Origin of the sequence: Streptomyces sp. NPDC007164 (assembly GCF_040634135.1) — a bacterium.
In the GTDB taxonomy this organism is placed as follows: domain Bacteria; phylum Actinomycetota; class Actinomycetes; order Streptomycetales; family Streptomycetaceae; genus Streptomyces; species Streptomyces sanglieri.
In genome coordinates this window covers 1-16,019 of sequence record NZ_JBEYFB010000040.1, presented here as the reverse complement: position 1 = coordinate 16,019, position 16,019 = coordinate 1, and the positions used below count along the sequence as shown (strand labels likewise).

13 protein-coding genes and 3 pseudogenes are annotated in these 16,019 nt (G+C 73.0%); 7 read left to right on the top strand and 9 right to left on the bottom strand.

The annotated features are described in order from the left end of the window. Positions 1–34 precede the first annotated feature (34 nt). Positions 35–874 (bottom strand): heme ABC transporter ATP-binding protein, encoded by an 840-nt coding sequence (locus tag ABZ622_RS32895; RefSeq protein ID WP_360549501.1) that lies wholly within the window; start codon positions 872–874, stop codon positions 35–37. After that, a pseudogene (locus ABZ622_RS32890) lies at positions 871–1,206 on the bottom strand (iron ABC transporter permease); the annotation flags it as partial. The gene ABZ622_RS32895 and the pseudogene ABZ622_RS32890, both read right to left, overlap by 4 nt. Before the next feature lie 17 nt (positions 1,207–1,223). On the opposite strand from ABZ622_RS32890, the pseudogene ABZ622_RS32885 reads away from it, so the two are divergent. The 3 genes and pseudogenes from ABZ622_RS32885 to ABZ622_RS32875 form a co-directional block, all read left to right on the top strand. Continuing rightward, positions 1,224–1,325: pseudogene (locus tag ABZ622_RS32885) on the top strand (hypothetical protein); the annotation flags it as partial. Between the two features lie 40 nt (positions 1,326–1,365). After that, positions 1,366–2,984: pseudogene (locus ABZ622_RS32880) on the top strand (HtaA domain-containing protein). A gap of 60 nt (positions 2,985–3,044) precedes the next feature. After that, a complete protein-coding gene (locus tag ABZ622_RS32875; RefSeq protein ID WP_360549499.1) occupies positions 3,045–3,743 on the top strand; it encodes a PhzF family phenazine biosynthesis protein in 699 nt (232 codons plus the stop codon). Positions 3,744–3,816: 73 nt separating this feature from the next. On the opposite strand, the gene ABZ622_RS32870 is transcribed toward ABZ622_RS32875, so the two are convergent. Both ABZ622_RS32870 and map read right to left on the bottom strand, forming a co-directional pair. Next, positions 3,817–4,479, bottom strand: coding sequence for a biliverdin-producing heme oxygenase (locus ABZ622_RS32870; protein ID WP_360549497.1), 663 nt, complete (start codon positions 4,477–4,479; stop codon positions 3,817–3,819). A 237-nt stretch (positions 4,480–4,716) separates the two neighbouring features. Beyond that, positions 4,717–5,574: a type I methionyl aminopeptidase gene (gene map, locus ABZ622_RS32865; RefSeq protein WP_360549495.1), complete on the bottom strand. Its 858-nt coding sequence runs from the start codon at positions 5,572–5,574 to the stop codon at positions 4,717–4,719. A 58-nt stretch (positions 5,575–5,632) separates the two neighbouring features. Here map and ABZ622_RS32860 point away from each other — a divergent pair, with 58 nt between their 5' ends. Beyond that, a complete protein-coding gene (locus ABZ622_RS32860; RefSeq protein ID WP_124718011.1) occupies positions 5,633–5,866 on the top strand; it encodes a hypothetical protein in 234 nt (77 codons plus the stop codon). Between the two features lie 37 nt (positions 5,867–5,903). Here the strand turns inward: ABZ622_RS32860 and ABZ622_RS32855 are convergent, their stop codons facing one another. Next, positions 5,904–7,223, bottom strand: coding sequence for an MFS transporter (locus ABZ622_RS32855; protein ID WP_360549493.1), 1,320 nt, complete (start codon positions 7,221–7,223; stop codon positions 5,904–5,906). A gap of 226 nt (positions 7,224–7,449) precedes the next feature. Then, entirely contained in the window at positions 7,450–8,052 is a 603-nt protein-coding gene (locus ABZ622_RS32850; protein ID WP_360549491.1) for a hypothetical protein, read from the bottom strand. Between the two features lie 120 nt (positions 8,053–8,172). Here ABZ622_RS32850 and npdG point away from each other — a divergent pair, with 120 nt between their 5' ends. Both npdG and ABZ622_RS32840 read left to right on the top strand, forming a co-directional pair. Next, positions 8,173–8,883 carry an NADPH-dependent F420 reductase gene (gene npdG / locus ABZ622_RS32845; protein WP_360549489.1) on the top strand — a complete coding sequence of 237 codons (711 nt, stop codon included), beginning with the start codon at positions 8,173–8,175 and terminating at the stop codon, positions 8,881–8,883. A gap of 121 nt (positions 8,884–9,004) precedes the next feature. Then, complete coding sequence (locus ABZ622_RS32840) at positions 9,005–9,187, top strand: hypothetical protein (protein ID WP_259929713.1); 183 nt, start codon at positions 9,005–9,007, stop codon at positions 9,185–9,187. A gap of 15 nt (positions 9,188–9,202) precedes the next feature. On the opposite strand, the gene ABZ622_RS32835 is transcribed toward ABZ622_RS32840, so the two are convergent. After that, a complete protein-coding gene (locus ABZ622_RS32835; protein WP_360549486.1) occupies positions 9,203–10,009 on the bottom strand; it encodes a site-2 protease family protein in 807 nt (268 codons plus the stop codon). Between the two features lie 203 nt (positions 10,010–10,212). Here ABZ622_RS32835 and ABZ622_RS32830 point away from each other — a divergent pair, with 203 nt between their 5' ends. Further along, entirely contained in the window at positions 10,213–13,545 is a 3,333-nt protein-coding gene (locus ABZ622_RS32830) for a BTAD domain-containing putative transcriptional regulator (RefSeq protein WP_360549595.1), read from the top strand. A 217-nt stretch (positions 13,546–13,762) separates the two neighbouring features. On the opposite strand, the gene ABZ622_RS32825 is transcribed toward ABZ622_RS32830, so the two are convergent. Then, positions 13,763–14,617, bottom strand: a complete 855-nt coding sequence (locus ABZ622_RS32825; RefSeq protein WP_360549484.1) for an ABC transporter permease — start codon at positions 14,615–14,617, stop codon at positions 13,763–13,765. Then, entirely contained in the window at positions 14,614–15,636 is a 1,023-nt protein-coding gene (locus tag ABZ622_RS32820) for an ATP-binding cassette domain-containing protein (RefSeq protein WP_360549593.1), read from the bottom strand. Before ABZ622_RS32820 ends, ABZ622_RS32825 begins: the two co-directional genes overlap by 4 nt. Positions 15,637–16,019 lie beyond the last annotated feature (383 nt).

Here is a 16,019-nt window from a genome sequence, read left to right as displayed (position 1 = left end):
AGCAATGGTCAAGTCGCGTCTGCGGGCGGGTCGGTCAGGCGCCTCTGGCCGGTACGACGAGAGGCGCCCCGGTCCGCGGATGCGGGAACACCTCGACCGGCTGCCGGTAGACCTCGCCGAGCAGTTCGCCCGTGAACACCCCGGCGGGCGGCCCCACCACCGCGATCCGCCCGCCGTGCAGCACGGCCGCCCGGTCCGCGTACGCCGCCGCCAGCCCCAGATCGTGCAGCACCACGACGACCGCGTCCCCGGCGGCGGCCCGCTCCCGGCAGATCCGCAGCGCCAGCTCCTGGTGGCGCAGGTCGAGCGCGGCCGTCGGCTCGTCGAGCAGCAGCAGCCCGGCGCGCTGCGCCAGCACCCGGGCCAGCGCGACCCGGGCCCGTTCGCCGCCGGACAGGGCGGAGAAGGGGCGCTCGGCGAACTCGGTGACCTCGGTCGCCGCCATCGCCGAGGCCACGGCGGGATCGTCCTCGTCGGCCCGCCCGGTACCGGCCCACGGGGCCCGCCCCATCCGTACGACGTCCGCCACCGGGAACGGGAACGACAGCGCGGCGGACTGCGGCAGTACGGCCCGGCGCAGCGCCAGTTCGGCGGCCGACCAGTCGGCGGCCGGGCGCCCGTCGATCCGCACCTCGCCGTGCTCGGCGGGCAGATCGGCGGCCAGCGCCGCCAACAGGGTCGACTTGCCCGCCCCGTTGGGCCCCACGAGCGCCAGCACCTCGCCCGCCCGGACGGTCAGGTCGATGGAGTCGAGCACCGGCCGCTGCCCCAGCCGCACCCGCAGCCCGCGCGCCTCGGCGACGGGGGAGCCGGGGGAGACGGGAGCGGGCAGCAGCCGCCCCCGTACCCGGAACGGATTCCTGAGCGTCCTCATGCCCAACCACCTTGCTTGCGACGGGTCCTGCGCAGCAGCCAGAAGAAGAACGGGCTGCCGAAGAGCGCGGTCAGCACACCGAGCGGCAGCTCGGCGGGGTCGGCGACGGTACGGGCCGCGAGATCGCCCGCCACCACCACCAGGGCGCCGCCGAGCGCGCTGCCCGGGATCAGGAAGCGATGGCCGGGACCGTTCGCCATCCGCAGCAGATGCGGCACCAGCAGCCCCACGAACGAGATGATCCCGGCGACCGCCACCGCGGCGGCGGTCAGCAGCGCCACGACGAGCACCAGCACGATCCGGAGCCGTTCGACATCGACCCCCAGATGCCTCCGACACCGGTACCGGCACCGTCCTGTACCCGGTCCTCGGCGGCGCCGCCCTGCTCGTCGCCGCCGCGGGCGCCTTCTGGCTCGTCCGCCGCCGCACCACCCGGCAGAACAACAACTGACCCCCCTGCACCACCCCTGTCCCTGAGGTGACCAACGACCATGGCAGCCAACCGCCGTCCCACAGTTCTCACCGCCGCAGTCGCCACGGCGGCCGCCCTCGGCGCCACCGTGTTCGCCCTTCCGGCGCTCGCCGACGACGGCGCCGCGGCCGGCGGCAGGGCCGCCGCCGCACCGAAGCTGGAGCTGACGGACGGCACGCTGGAATGGGGCGTCAAGGAGTCCTTCCGCAAGTACCTCGCCCCGTCGTTCTCCGGCGGGAAGATCACCGTCAGGGACGGGGCCACCCAGGCCGCCGACAACGGTGCGTTCACCTTCACCGACGGCAGGGGCACCTACGACACGGCCACGCACGGCACCGACACCGCGTTCAAGGGCGGCGTCAACTTCTACGCCCACGGCGGCGTCCTCGACATCACGCTCTCCGACGTGAAGCTCGCCACGACCGGGACCGGCGGGGCGATCACCGTCGACGTCACGACCCCGAAGGGCACCGAGGACGACGTGGAGTTCGCCTCCCTCGACCTCTCGGCGGTGAAGCCCGACCGGGGCGAGGGCGGCACGATGCTCTTCAAGGACATCCCGGCGACGCTGACGAAGGCCGGCTCCGAGGCCTTCGACGGCCAGTACAAGGAGGGCGACGCGCTCGACCCGGCCACCCTCTCGGTGAAGGCGGCGGCGGAGCCGAGCGAGAAGCCGAGCGAGAAGCCCACCGAGGAACCCAGCACCGAGCCGTCCGGCGAGCCCTCCACGAAGCCCACCGGCAAGCCGTCCGCCGGGCCGAGCGCGAAGCCCACCCCGCCCGCCTCTCCCTCCACCCCGTCCACCGGCGGACCGACCGGCACCGAAGCGGGCGCGATCCAGGGCGGCACCCTGGACTGGGGCGTCAAGAAGTCCTTCCGCTCGTACGTCACGGGCCCGATCGCCAACGGCAGGGTCGAGACCACGGCAGGCGCCACCGCCTCCGGCGACGGCTACCGCTTCCCCGACGCCACCGGGCACTTCGACGCCGCGAAGCAGACCCTGAACGCCGAATTCGACGGCAAGGTCCGCTTCCTGGGCCATGAGGAGAAGGGCGCGTACACCCTCGATCTCTCCCTGTCCGGCATGGAGGTCCAGGTGAACGGCACCAAGGGCAGGCTGATCGCGGACGTCTCCACCAAGGACCGGGCCACCAGGAAGGTCTCCACCTACACCGGTCTGGCCGTCGCGAACCTGAAGCTGCCCAAGGGCCGGCTCGCCGTCAAGAACGGCGTGGTGAACCTCTCGGCCGTCCCGGCGACCCTCACCGCCGACGGCACCAAGGCCTTCGGCGGCATGTACCCGGCGGGTAGCAACTCGACGCGCTGACCGTCGCGGTCGCCCTCGACAAGGACGCCGAACTCCCGGCCTCCGCCGGCGGCTCCGGCTCCGCGGGCGGCTCCGGCTCCGCGGGCGGCTCCGGCTCCGCGGGCGGCTCCGCGACCGCGGGCGGCGGCAGCGTCGGCGGTTCGGTGGGCGGCGGTTCGGTCGGTGGTGCGGGCTCCCTCGCCGCCACCGGCTCCGAAATCCCGGGGGGTGCCCTGTTCGCCGCCTCGGGCGTGGTCGTCGCGGCCGGCGCCGGGATCGTGATCGCGGCCCGCCGTCGCCGTACCGTCCGACCCGTCCGCGTCCGCGCGTGACAGCATCGCCCGGGCGGCCCGGTCGTACGGCCGCCGCCCGGGCGGTGCTTCAATGCCCACGTGAGCGACAGCGAATTCGACGTACCCGCGGGCATCGACGTACTACGGGTGTTCTGCGGCCCCGACGGCCGGCACGGCAACGCCCTCGGCGTCGTCCGCGACGGCCGCGGCCACCCGGACGAGGCGTCCCGGCAGGCACTGGCCGGCCGGCTCGGCTTCAGCGAGACGGTCTTCGTCGACGACCCCGAGCGCGGACAGGTGGACATCTACACCCCGGGGATGCGCCTGCCGTTCGCCGGGCACCCGCTCGTCGGCACGGCCTGGCTGCTCGACCTGGAGATCCTGGAACTGGCGGTCGGGGACGTATTCGCCCGCCAGGACGGCGAGTTCACCTGGATCACCGCCCGCCCCGAGTGGGCACCCCCGCGCACGCTGGAGCGGTACGGATCCGTCGCCGAGGTCGAGGCGCTCACCGGCCCGCCGCCGGGAGAGGGCTGGCTGTACGTCTGGGCCTGGGAGGACGAGGCGGCCGGCCGGGTCAGGGCGCGGGCGTTCCCCCGGCGCGACGACAACATCACCGAGGACGAGGCGACCGGTGCGGCGGCGCTGCTGCTCAGCGCGGAGCTGGGGCGCGCCCTCAACATCCGGCAGGGCCGAGGCTCCCAGCTCCTCACCGCCCCGGCGCCCGACGGCACGGTGGAGATCGGCGGCCGCGTCGTGCTGGCCCTGCGCGGAAAGCCCGCCCCGTACGTCGGCTGAGCACGGAACGGGAACGCGACGGCGCGGCGGGGCGACCGGTGGGACCGGACACCCCGCCGCGCCGGACGAGGCACTACGCGCTGAGCGGGAACACCTCGCCCAGCTCCCGGAACACCGCGGTGTTCAGCGCGAACGCGCGCTTGCACTCGTCGACGATGCGCTGCTTCTCCAGGTCGTTCGCGTCCACCGCGTCCAGCAGTTCGCGGTAGTCCCGCTTGAACGAGGCGGGGTTGGATATCCCCTCGAAGACGTAGAACCGGACCCCGTCGCCCTTGCGCGCGAAGCCCCAGGTCCGCTCGGCCCTGTCCCGGATGATCTGGCCGCCCGAGAGGTCGCCCAGGTAGCGGGTGTAGTGGTGCGCGACGTATCCGGCCGGCCAGTCGCGTGCGCACTCGGCGACCCGGGCGGCGTACGCGGCCGTGGCCGGCAGCGGCTCCAGGCCCTCGCGCCAGTCCGCACCCCGCAGGTGGGCCAGATCGCGCTCCAGCTCGGCGGTGCGCATCAGCTCGGCCCGGATGAACGGACCGGCGACCCGGTCGCCCCGCAGCGTCTGCGCTCCTTCCTCCAGGGCCCGGTACACGAACCACAGCTGCTCGGTGTAGCGCGTGTACGCGTCCACCCCGAGCCGTCCGCCGAGCAGATCGCTCATGAAGGACGAGGTCTCCGCCTCGGTGTGCTGTTCGTGCGACGCGGTACGGATGAGCGTCGAGAAGGGCGTGGCGGCGGTTGCGTCCAAGGCGGGCCTCCTGGGACCGAGAGGGGGCGGGGAGTCCGGAAAGAGACGGAAATATCGGCAGCGACCGCATGTCGCGGAACCGCTGTCGACAACCCCGATCCTCCTACTTAGGCTTACCTAAGTCAACAGCTTCCCGACGGTCTGTCGGTAAAAACGATACGCCTGGTTCCGCGCACCGGGTACGCGAAAGCGGCCGCCCGGAGGGCGGCCGCTTTCGAGGCGGAAGGGTCCGGCCGGCTACGGGAGCGTCAGGATCTCCGCGCCCGTCTCCGTCACCACCAGCGTGTGCTCGAACTGCGCGGTGCGCCTGCGGTCCTTCGTCACCACGGTCCAGCCGTCGTCCCACATGTCGTAGTCGTGGCTGCCCAGCGTCAGCATCGGCTCGATGGTGAACGTCATCCCGGGCTGCATGACGGTGGTCGCGCGCGGGCTGTCGTAGTGCGGAATGATCAGACCGGAGTGGAACGAGGAGTTGATCCCGTGCCCGGTGAAGTCCCGCACCACGCCGTAGCCGAACCGCTTGGCGTACGACTCGATGACCCGCCCGATCACATTGACCTGGCGGCCCGGCCGGACCGCCCTGATGGCCCGGTTCAGCGACTCCTCGGTGCGCTCGACGAGCAGCCGGGACTCCTCGTCGACGTCGCCGCAGAGGTAGGTGGCGTTGTTGTCGCCGTGCACACCGTTGATGTACGCCGTGACGTCGAGGTTCACGATGTCGCCGTCGCGCAGCACCGTGGAGTCCGGAATGCCGTGGCAGATCACCTCGTTGAGCGAGGTGCAGAGCGACTTGGGGAATCCGCGGTAGCCGAGCGTCGACGGGTAGGCGCCGTGGTCGCACATGAACTCATGGGCGACCCGGTCGAGTTCGTCCGTCGTGACACCCGGGGCGATGTGCTTCGCGGCCTCGGCCATCGCCTGTGCCGCGATCCGGCCGGCGATGCGCATGCGCTCGACGGTGTCGGCGTCCTGCACCTCCGGACCGGTGTACGGGGTGGGGGCCGGCTTGCCCACGTATTCGGGGCGCCGGATCTTTCCGGGCACGGAGCGGATGGGAGTGATCTCCCCGGGTGCGAGCAGCGACTGGCCAGACATGTCAGCGAGTCTAACCAGCGCGCTTGGGGCAGCATGGCCCCGAGGGAAGGAGCCGGAGATGGCCCTGTTCAAGAAGCGCACGGTGGGCAAGCCGGGCGAGTGGTACTACTGCCTGGAACACCACAAGGTCGAGGAGGGCCCCGAGTGCCCGGCCAAGGACCGGTTCGGGCCGTACACCTCCCGCGAGGAGGCCCAGCACGCGATGGACACCGCGCGGGAGCGGAACCTGGAGTGGGAGAACGACCCCAAGTGGCACGACGGGGGCACCACCCCGCCCGGTCCGGAGTCCTGACCGGGGGAGGCCGGGCCCCGTCCCCGGGGCCCGCCCCTCAGGCGGCGGAGGGGCTGGAGTCGTCGGCCTTCCCGGCCTCCCTGGCCTCCCGTCTGCGCAGCGCGTCCTCGTCCGTCTCGGAGTCGTAGGTGAGCAGTTTCGGCAGCGCGGCCGTGAGCAGCGCGACCGAGGCCACGCACGCCACCCCGCCGCTCCAGATCGCCGGCCTGGTCCCCGTCCAGCCCGCCATCGCACCGGCCCGCACCTGACCCAGCTGCGGGCCGATGCTGTACGAGAGCACCTCGATGCCCGCCAGCCGGCCCCGCAGCTCCTCCGGGATCGTCTGGTTCCAGATCGTCGAGCGGCCCAGACCGCTGAGCATGTCGCCCGCGCCCGCCACCGCCAGGCAGACCAGCACCAGCCACACATTGCCGAACCAGCCGGCCGCCGCGATCGCCAGCCCCCAGACCGCGGCCCCGAACACCACGAACAGCCCATGCCGCCGCACCCGCGACGTCCAGCCGCTGGTCAGCCCCAGCACCAGTGATCCGACCGAGTCCGCGGCGTACATCAGGCCCAGCGACCAGTCGGCGTGCAGGTCGTCCGCCAGGAACGGGAAGATCGCGTTCGGGAAGGCGAAGAACATCGCGGCCATGTCGACCGCGTACGTCCCCAGCAGCACCGGCCGGCTCCAGGCGTACTTCGCGCCCTCCACGATGCCGCGCAGCGACGGCTTCGTGTTGTCCCGGGCGGGCGGCGCGGGCGCCAGGCGCAGACACAGCAGCGCGGAGACGGCGAACGTGACCACCGTGACCGCGTACGCCGTGGCGTGACCCGCGTACGCCACCGTGACCCCCGCCACCGCAGGGCCGGTGATCGCGCCGAACTGCCAGCGCAGCGAATTCAGCGCGGCGGCCGCCGTCAGCTGCTCGTGCGGCACGATCCGGGCCATCAGCGAGTCCAGCGCGGGCCGCTGGAGCCCGGCGAGCGCGGAGACCCCGGCCGCGACCAGATAGAGCGGCCAGAGCATCGGGGCGGGCATCGCCGCGTTCACCAGGAGTACGACGGCGAGCAGCCCCAGCCCCGCCTCCGTCGCCAGGATCACCTTGCGGCGGTCCGCGGCGTCCGCGAGCGCCCCGCCGTACAGACCGAAGACGACCAGCGGCACCAGCTCGACCGCGCCCATCACCCCGACGGCCAGCGGCGAACCCGTCAGCTCCTTGATCTGGAGCGGCAGCGCGATCATCGCCATGAAGCTGCCGAAGTACGTCACCAGACCCTGGATCCACAGCAGCCGGAAATCGCCGCCGGAGCGCAGGGGGGTGAGGTCGGGCAGCAGTGCGGCCAGCCGGGCGGCCGGGGAGGGAGCAGAGGTCACAGGAGGCCATGCTGAGACGCCGACGGCGGCACCGCAACGGATTTTCGCGGCGGCCGGCAGCGGGCGTCAGGGCAGGTCCGGCCGCGGGCGTCAGCGCTGGCCAGGCACCGGGCGTCAGCGCTGGTCCGGCAGCGGGCGTCAGGGCAGGTCCGGCAGCGGGCGTCAGGGCAGGCCCGGCAGCGGGCTCAGGGCAGGCCCGCCACCCCCGGCCGCACCGCCGCCGGCCTCACCAGCGGGCCGGGGGCGGCGCCGTCAGCTGGTCGGCGAGCCGGGACAGCCGGTCCCGGAAGCCGCGGCGGCCGCGCGGCGCGGGGGCGCTGTTCTCCCCGGCCGCCGCGCTCACCAGATGCTGCACGGTGTCCAGATCGACGTCGTCGGAGCCGGTCACCGAGAGCGTCTCGTGGGCCAGCCCCCGCACCTCCGGATCGCCGTCGTTCAGCGAGAGCACCGTGGCCCCGGCGCGCCGCGCGTCGTGCACCCGCTCCAGCAGCCCCGCACCGGGCCGCTCCGGGGCCACCAGAAGCAGCGTCTCGCCCCGCCCCGCCGCCTCGATCCGGCCGAGGCCCACGGCCAGATGCGCGGGACCGCCCGGCTCGACCCGGTGGCGCACCAGGGTGGGCGCCAGCTCCGGCAGCCCGGACCAGGTGGACTCGTCGACCAGATGGGCCGCCAGGTGCCACGGCTCGTAAGCCGCCGTCCCCACCAGCAGCAGCCCGCCGCCGTGCGGCACCACGGACGACCGCAGGGCCCCGGCGAAACGCCGGGTCGCGGCGGGCCACTCGGTCCCGGCGAGCACTTCACGGAGCAGGGCGACACGTACGGCATCCATGGCCCGGCATCCTGCCCCAGGACCCGGGCCCGGCACCGGAGAACGGCCCCGAACCAGCCGAACGGGAAGCGCGGGGGCCACACCGGGTCGCCTTCCGTGGCGGGCAGTAATGTCGGAGCCATGACTACGAATGGCAGTGACAGCGCGGCCAAGCCGCCCGCCAAGGACCCCTGGGACCTCCCCGACGTCTCCGGGCTGACCGTCGGCGTGCTCGGCGGCACCGGACCGCAGGGGCGCGGCCTCGCCTACCGGTTCGCCCGTGCCGGGCAGCAGGTGATCATCGGTTCCCGGGCCGCCGACCGCGCGCGGAGCGCCGCCGAGGAGCTGGGCCACGGCGTCGAGGGCGCGGACAACGCGGAGTGCGCGCGCCGCAGCGACGTGGTGATCGTCGCCGTGCCGTGGGACGGCCACGCCAAGACCCTGGAGTCGCTGCGGGACGAGCTCGCGGGCAAGCTCGTCGTCGACTGCGTCAACCCGCTCGGCTTCGACAAGAAGGGGGCCTACGCGCTGAAGCCCGAGGAGGGCAGCGCCGCCGAGCAGGCCGCCGCCCTGCTGCCGGAGTCCCGGGTCACCGCCGCCTTCCACCACCTCTCGGCGGTGCTGTTGCAGGACGAGGCCATCGAGGAGATCGACACCGATGTGCTGGTGCTGGGCGAGGCCCGCGCCGACACCGACCTCGTACAGGCGCTGGCGGGCCGGATCCCCGGCATGCGCGGCATCTTCGCCGGACGGCTGCGCAACGCGCACCAGGTCGAGTCGCTGGTCGCCAACCTGATCTCGGTCAACCGCCGCTACAAGGCGCACGCCGGGCTCCGTACCACCGACGTCTGAGCCGGACCCGCCACCGGCCGTCCGGGCCCGAGCCGCCGCCCGGCCCACCCTGCGGCGAGCGAAAAGGGGCATGGGGGACACTGGACGGGACCGCGCACCGCCCCCGACAGGAGCCGCCCCCATGCCCCGACTCGCTCTCTACGCCATCACCGTCTGTGTCCTGGCCGTCGTCGCGGCCGTGATCTCGTTCGCCCAGGGCAACCTGCTCGGGATCGTCTGGGTGCTGCTGGCCGGGCTCTCGTCCAACATGGCGTGGTTCTACGTACGCCGGCACCGCGCGCAGACCGCGCAGACCGCGGGCTGAGGGCCGGTGCGCCGGTCACGGGGCGAAGGCGCAGACCGGGTATTCCTGGTTCCAGTTCTCCCAGAACTGGTAGGCGGCGCGGCCGCACTCCGTCTCCGTCCCGCTCACGCCCAGTGAGTCCAGCAGGCCGCGGACCGCGTCGAAGAAGACGTGGTTGACCTCCGGGATCCACAGCACGCCGAACACCGCGAGCAGCCCGAACTGCGCGAACGGCTCCACCTTGCGCCGGATCCGGTACGGCAGCCAGGGCTCGATCACCCCGTACCCGTCCAGCCCGGGGACCGGCAGGAAGTTCAGGATCGCCGCGGTGACCTGGAGCAGGGCCAGGAACGCCAGCGCGTACCGGAACTCCCTCGGGACACCGTCCAGCGCGTCCAGCCAGAATGGCGCCGTGCACACCAGCGCGAACAGCACGTTCGTCAGCGGGCCCGCCGCCGAGATCAGGCTGTGCCTCCACCGCCCGTGGATCCGCCCCCGCTCGATGAAGACCGCACCGCCGGGCAGCCCGATCCCGCCCATGATCACGAACAGCACCGGCAGCACGATGCTGAGCAGGGCGTGCGTGTAGGCGAGCGGATTGAGACTGAGGTATCCCTTCGCGCCGACCGAGAGGTCCCCGCTGTGCAGCGCGGTGCGGGCGTGCGCGTACTCGTGCAGGCAGAGCGAGACCACCCACGCCGCCGTGACGAAGACGAAGACCGCGAGCCCGTACGGATACCCGGTGCCCGTCCACACCGCCCAGCCCGCCACCGCCGTCACGGCGGCGATCCCGAGGAAGACCGGGCTGATCCGCCGGTCGCTGCGGGCGCTTGCGGTGGTCATCGGCGAACTCCTGACGGGCGGCCGGAAGGGAACGGCGCGGCGGGCGGCGAGCCCGACCGTACCGCCGACACGTCACAAACGTCTCGCGCCGGGGCGATGGTTCCGGAAAGGGTGGGGGCATGACGAGCGATCCGGAACACGACGCACAGGGTTACGGGCGGACAGATGTGCGCCTGTCGATCCCGGTCACGGAGAATGGGCCGGTGCGCTACTGCATCCTCGGAACCACCCGGGCACTCCGCGACGACGGCACCGCCGTCACCATCGGCGGGGCACGGCTGCGCGCCCTGCTCACCGTCCTCGCCCTGCGCCCCGGCCGCGTGGTCCCCGCCACCGCGCTCGTCGACGAGGTGTGGGACGGCGAGCCGCCCGCCGACGCGGTGGGCGCCCTCCAGGCGCTCGTCGGCCGGCTCCGGCGCGCCCTCGGCCACGATGCGATCGTCTCCGCGGACAGCGGCTACCGGCTGGCCGCCGGGCCGGACGCCGTCGACCTCCACCGCTTCGAGCGGCTCGCGGGGGAGGGCGCGCGGGCACTGGAGGAGGGCGACCCGGTGAAGGCCCGGACCGTGCTCGACGACGCGCTCGTCCTGTGGCGCGGCCCGGTACTGGCCGATCTGCCCGACCGCCTGAGCGCCGCCGCCCGCTGGGAGGCCCGGTGGCTGGACGCCCGCCGCAACCGGCTCCGCGCGGTCCTCGCGCTCGGCCGCCCGGACGAGGCCCTGCCCGAACTGGTCGCGCTGTGCGCCGAGCACCCGATCGACGAACCCCTCCAGGCACTGCGGCTGCGCGCCCTGCGCGACGCCGGGCGCACCGCTCAGGCGCTGGCCGCCTACGACGAGGTGCGCACCGGACTCGCCGACCGGCTCGGCACCGACCCCGGCCCCGAACTGCGCGCGCTCCACGCCGAACTGCTCCGCCAGGAACCGGCCGTCCCGGCCGCCCCGCCGGCGAACGTCCGCCCCACGGCCCCCGCCGCACCGCACGGCAACCTCCGGGCCAGGCTCACCAGTTTCGTCGGGCGCGAGGGCGACATCACGACCCTGGGCCAGGACCTCTCGCACGCCCGTCTCGTCACCCTCTTGGGCCCCGGCGGCGCGGGCAAGACCCGGCTCTCCCAGGAGGCCGCCGAATCCGTCGCGGCCACCTGGCCGGACGGCGTCTGGCTGGCCGAACTCGCCCCGGTCGACGACCCCGAGTCGGTGCCGGAGGCTGTACTGACCGCGCTCGGCGCCCGCGAGACCGTGCTGCGCGGCGCCGGTGCCGAGGAGCTCAGGGTCGCCGAGGGGAACGCGAACGACCCCCTGCTACGGCTCACCGAGCACTGCTCCCGGCGCCGCATGCTGCTGCTCCTGGACAACTGCGAACACGTCATCGACGCGGCCGCCGCCCTCGCCGACCACCTGCTCGCCCACTGCCCGCACCTCACCGTGCTCGCCACCAGCCGTGAACCCCTCGGTGTCCCGGGCGAGTTCGTCCGCCCCGTCGAACCGCTGCCGGAACCGATGGCGCTGCGCCTGCTCGCCGAACGCGGCGCCGCCGCCCGGCCGGGCTTCCGGACCGACGCGGACGAGGAGACCGCGGCCGCCGCGGCGGAGATCTGCCGCCGCCTGGACGGACTGCCGCTCGCCATCGAACTCGCCGCCGCCCGGCTGCGGATGCTCACCCCGCGCCAGATCGCCGACCGGCTCGACGACCGGTTTCGCCTGCTCACCAGCGGAGCCCGCACCGTACTGCCCCGTCAGCAGACCCTGCGCGCCGTCGTCGACTGGTCCTGGGACCTCCTGGACGAAGCCGAACGTGCCGTGCTGCGCGGGCTCTCCGTCTTCGCGGGCGGCTGCACCCTAGCCGCCGCCGAGGCGGTCTGCGCGGACGGGCCGCAGGGTGCCCGCGAGGTCGCCGGACTGCTCGGCTCCCTGGTCGACAAGTCGCTCGTCGTCGCCGAGCCCGCCGAGGACGGTGAGATGCGCTACCGGCTGCTGGAGACCGTCGGCGAGTACGCCGCCGCCCGGCTCGACGAGGCGGCGGAGCGGGATCCGGTGGTCCGGCGCCACCTGGTGTTCTACCGGGAGCTGGTCCGTACCGTCGAACCCGAACTGCGCGGCGCCGGACAGCGGCCCGCCATCGCGCTCCTGGAGCGCGAGTACGAGAACATCCGCACCGCCCTGCGCCACGCCGTCGCCGCCCGCGACGAGCAGGAGGTGCTCTGCATGGTGCTCTCGCTGTGCTGGTACTGGCAGATGCGCGAACTGCGCACCGACGCCCTGCACTGGGCCGGGGCGGCCGCCGCGCTGGGCCCCGACCCGTTCGCCCCGCCCGTCGGGACCGCGGCCGTCGAACCGGCGCCCTCCATCCACGAACGCTGCACCGACGCGCCGCCGCCGATGGGGCCCGAACTGCTCGCGGAGGCGCGGCGCCAGGTGGCCCTGGTCCAGATGGTCAGCGCGGACCACGCCCAGAACGTCTGGGCCGACGAGGAGGGCATGGCCCGGATGCGGGTCATCGCGAAGACCTACCGGGCCGGCCAGCCGCAGACCTGCCGGGTTCCGGCATCGCTCTGGTTCTTCGCGGTCGTGCTCACCAGCGAGGCCGCCGACCTGCCGCGGCTGCTGGACGAAACGGTCCGCGCCTGCCGGGAGTACGGCTACGAATGGGAGCTCGCCGAGGCCCTCCAGATGCGCGCCAACGTGCTGGCCAACCGGCCCGAATGGGCGGGCGAGGCACGCACGGACGCCGACGAGAGCCTGCGCATCTTCAGCCGGATCGGTGACGACTGGGGTGCCGCCGAATCGCTCTCCGCCCGCGGGGAGGCCAACGAGCGGCGGGGCGAGTACGCCTTGGCGGCCGAGGACTTCCAGGCCGCGATCGGCTACGCGGGCAAGCTCGGCGCCCAGTCCCAGGTGGCGGTCCTGCGCACCCGGCACGCGGCCGTGCTCACCGAACTGGGGCACGGCGCCGAGGGCGAGCAGATCCTGCGCGAGGTGCTCGCCGAGGGGCGCCGGGCGGGACACGGGGCGGTGCCCTTCGCCCGGCTCCATCTGGTCATGTGGCTGGGCCTCAGCGGCCGCACCGGTGAGGCGCGTGAGCAACTGGCGGCGCTGCGCGAGGACTTCCAGTCCGACACCAGGGCGGTCTTCGAAGGGGTCGTGCTGGGCGCGGCGGCCTGGCTGGACAACCAGGAGGGGCTGTACGCGCAGGCCCTGCCCCGGGGGCTGATGGCGCTGGAGCGGTCCACGGACCGGCTGTCGCAGATGATGGCGCCCCAGATGTCCGTCATCCATCTCGTCGCCATCGCCCGCTCGCTGGCCGGCATCGGCGGCGAGCAGCGGACCGCCGCGGCGGCCCGGCTGCTGGGGGCCGGCCGGGGGCTGCTGCCCGAGGGCCATGTGCGGACGGCGATGGAGCGGGACGACTGGACACGGGCGGAGGAACTGGCCGTGGCCGTGCTCGGCCGGGCCGGCTACGAGGCCGCGTACGCCGAGGGCGGCGGCCTCTCCCTGGAGGAGGCCACCGCCCTCGCGGACGCGTACCGGGGCTGAGAGGCTGTCGGGTGACCTCTGATCGGGCGGCCACGCCCTGGCACGCACGCTTCCGGCGTTGCCGAAATGCCCTAGTAGCTCCTTCCCCAAGCTCTCAACTCCGTTCGAGCAGGGGAGGCCCCACCCGAGGACATCTCGGCGCCTTGGAATCGCACGCACCAGACCGCGTCCGCTTTCCGATCGAAGGCCACCCGACAGCCTCTGAACCCGCGCCGGGTCAGCTCTTCTTGCGGAACTTGGCGACCGCGAGCGGGGCCATCACCGCGGTGATGACCACGGTCCAGCCGAGCGTCACCAGGACCGAGTGGGCGAGCGGGCCGCCCATCATCAGGGCCCGCGCGGCGTCGGCCAGGTTGGACAGCGGGTTGTAGTCGGTGAACGTCTGGAGCCAGCCGGGCATCGTCTTCGTCGGGGCGAAGATCGAGGAGCCGAACTGGAGCGGCATCAGCACGAGCATCCCCATCCCCTGCACCGCCTGGGTCGTCTTCAAGGTCAGTCCGAGCAGGATGAAGATCCACATGATGGCGGCGCCGAACGCGGCCGACAGCGCGATCGCCGCGATCAGCCCGAGTACCGACTCCTGGAGCTCCATGCCGAGGGCGAAGCCCATGGCCAGCAGGATGAGGGTGGCGACCATCATCCGGCCCAGCTCGACCACTATCTTCGCGATGAGCACCGAGGAACGGGCGATCGGCATCGTCCGGAACCGGTCCATGACGCCCTTGCGGAAGTCGTCGTTGACCCCGGAGCCGACCGCCATGGCGATGTTCATGCCCATCATCGCCATCAGGCCGGGTATCAGGTAGTTCAGGTATTCCTGCCGGCCGCCGCCCATGCTGCCGCCGACCGAGCCGCCGAAGACGTACACGAACAGCAGCGTGAAGATGACCGGCATCAGGAGCGCGTCGAACATCGACTCCGGATCCTTCTTGATCTGGAGCAGGTTGCGCCGCACCAGCGCCCCGATGTGGCGCAGGTTGTTCCGCAGCCCGATCCGGCCCTCGTCGTGGACCGCCCCGCCCCGGGCGGACGCGGTGGGTGTGGGCGTGGGTGTCAGAGTCGCCGTGCTCATGCCGCGACCTCCTCGGGAATCGTGTCGGTGACGGAAGTGGACTTCTCGCCGGTGATGGCGAGGAAGACCTCGTCGAGGCTGGGCAGCGCGGTGGCGACGTGCGCCAGCGAGAAGCCCCGGGTGCCGAGCAGGCCGATGACGGAGGTCAGCTGCTCGTCGCTGAGGATCGGCACGTACAGCAGCCCCTCGTCCGGGACGGCCTGCGCGCCCGCGACGCCGTCCAGGCCGGCCTCCCGGATGGCCTGCGCCATCACGGACAGCTGCGCCGGGTCCGAGGGCCGCAGCTGCAGGGTGCGGCCGCCGACCTTCGCCTTCAGCTCGTCGACACCGCCGCGGGCGATGATCTTTCCCTTGTCGATGACGGTCAGCTCGTTGGCGAGCTGCTCGGCCTCTTCCATGTACTGGGTGGTGAGCAGCACGGTCGCCCCCTCCGCGACCATCCGCTGCACCTCGTCCCAGACCTCGCCACGGGTCCGGGGGTCCAGCCCCGTCGTCGGCTCGTCCAGGTACAGCACGGCCGGGTTGCCGATCATCGAGGCGGCCAGGTCGAGCCGGCGCCGCATGCCGCCGGAGTAGTCCATCGCGGCCTTCTTGGCCGCGTCGGTGAGCGAGAACCGCTCCAGCAGCTCGTCGGCCCGGGACCGGGCGGCCTTGCGGGGCAGATCGAGCAGCCGCCCGATCATGTAGAGGTTCTCCCAGCCGGAGAGCTTCTCGTCGACCGAGGCGTACTGCCCGGTCAGACCGATGGTGCGGCGCAGCTGCCGGGGCTGCTTCACCACGTCGTAGCCCGCCACGGTGGCGTGCCCGGCGTCGGGGAGGATCAGGGTGGACAGGCAGCGTACGAGCGTGGTCTTGCCTGCTCCGTTCGGGCCGAGGACACCGAGCACGGTGCCCTCGCGGACATCGAGGTCCACGCCGTCCAGAGCCTTGGTCGAGCCGTAGTGCTTGACCAGCCCCCGGACCTCGACGGCGTTCGAGCCGCTCCTGGGGTTCTTGTCGATTCGCGTCATGCCGACCATCAGACCAGCCGCCACCGACAGTCCACCGACAGCGGGCCGACAGCCCGCCGGTGGGGGATGCCGGCGGGCTGTCGGTGGTGCGGGCAGTGGTTCGGACGGAACGGACCGGCAGAACCGGCAGGACTAGGGTCTGTCCGGCGGATCATGGCCGGGGTCGCGGCGTCTGGCACGGCACCTCGCGGCGTTGCCGAAACATCCGGATAGCTCCGCTATCAGAATGCTCCGGCGCCTTGCGATGCACCGCACCAGACGCCGCGCCCTGACCGACCCTGATCCGCCGGACAGACCCTAGTAGTGCTTCGTTAGGTTCTGCGTCTACTCCGGTTGCGGGGCAGGGGGCGGTTGCAGGTGGTGCAGGTGCCGGTCCAGCCCTTCAGCAGGTC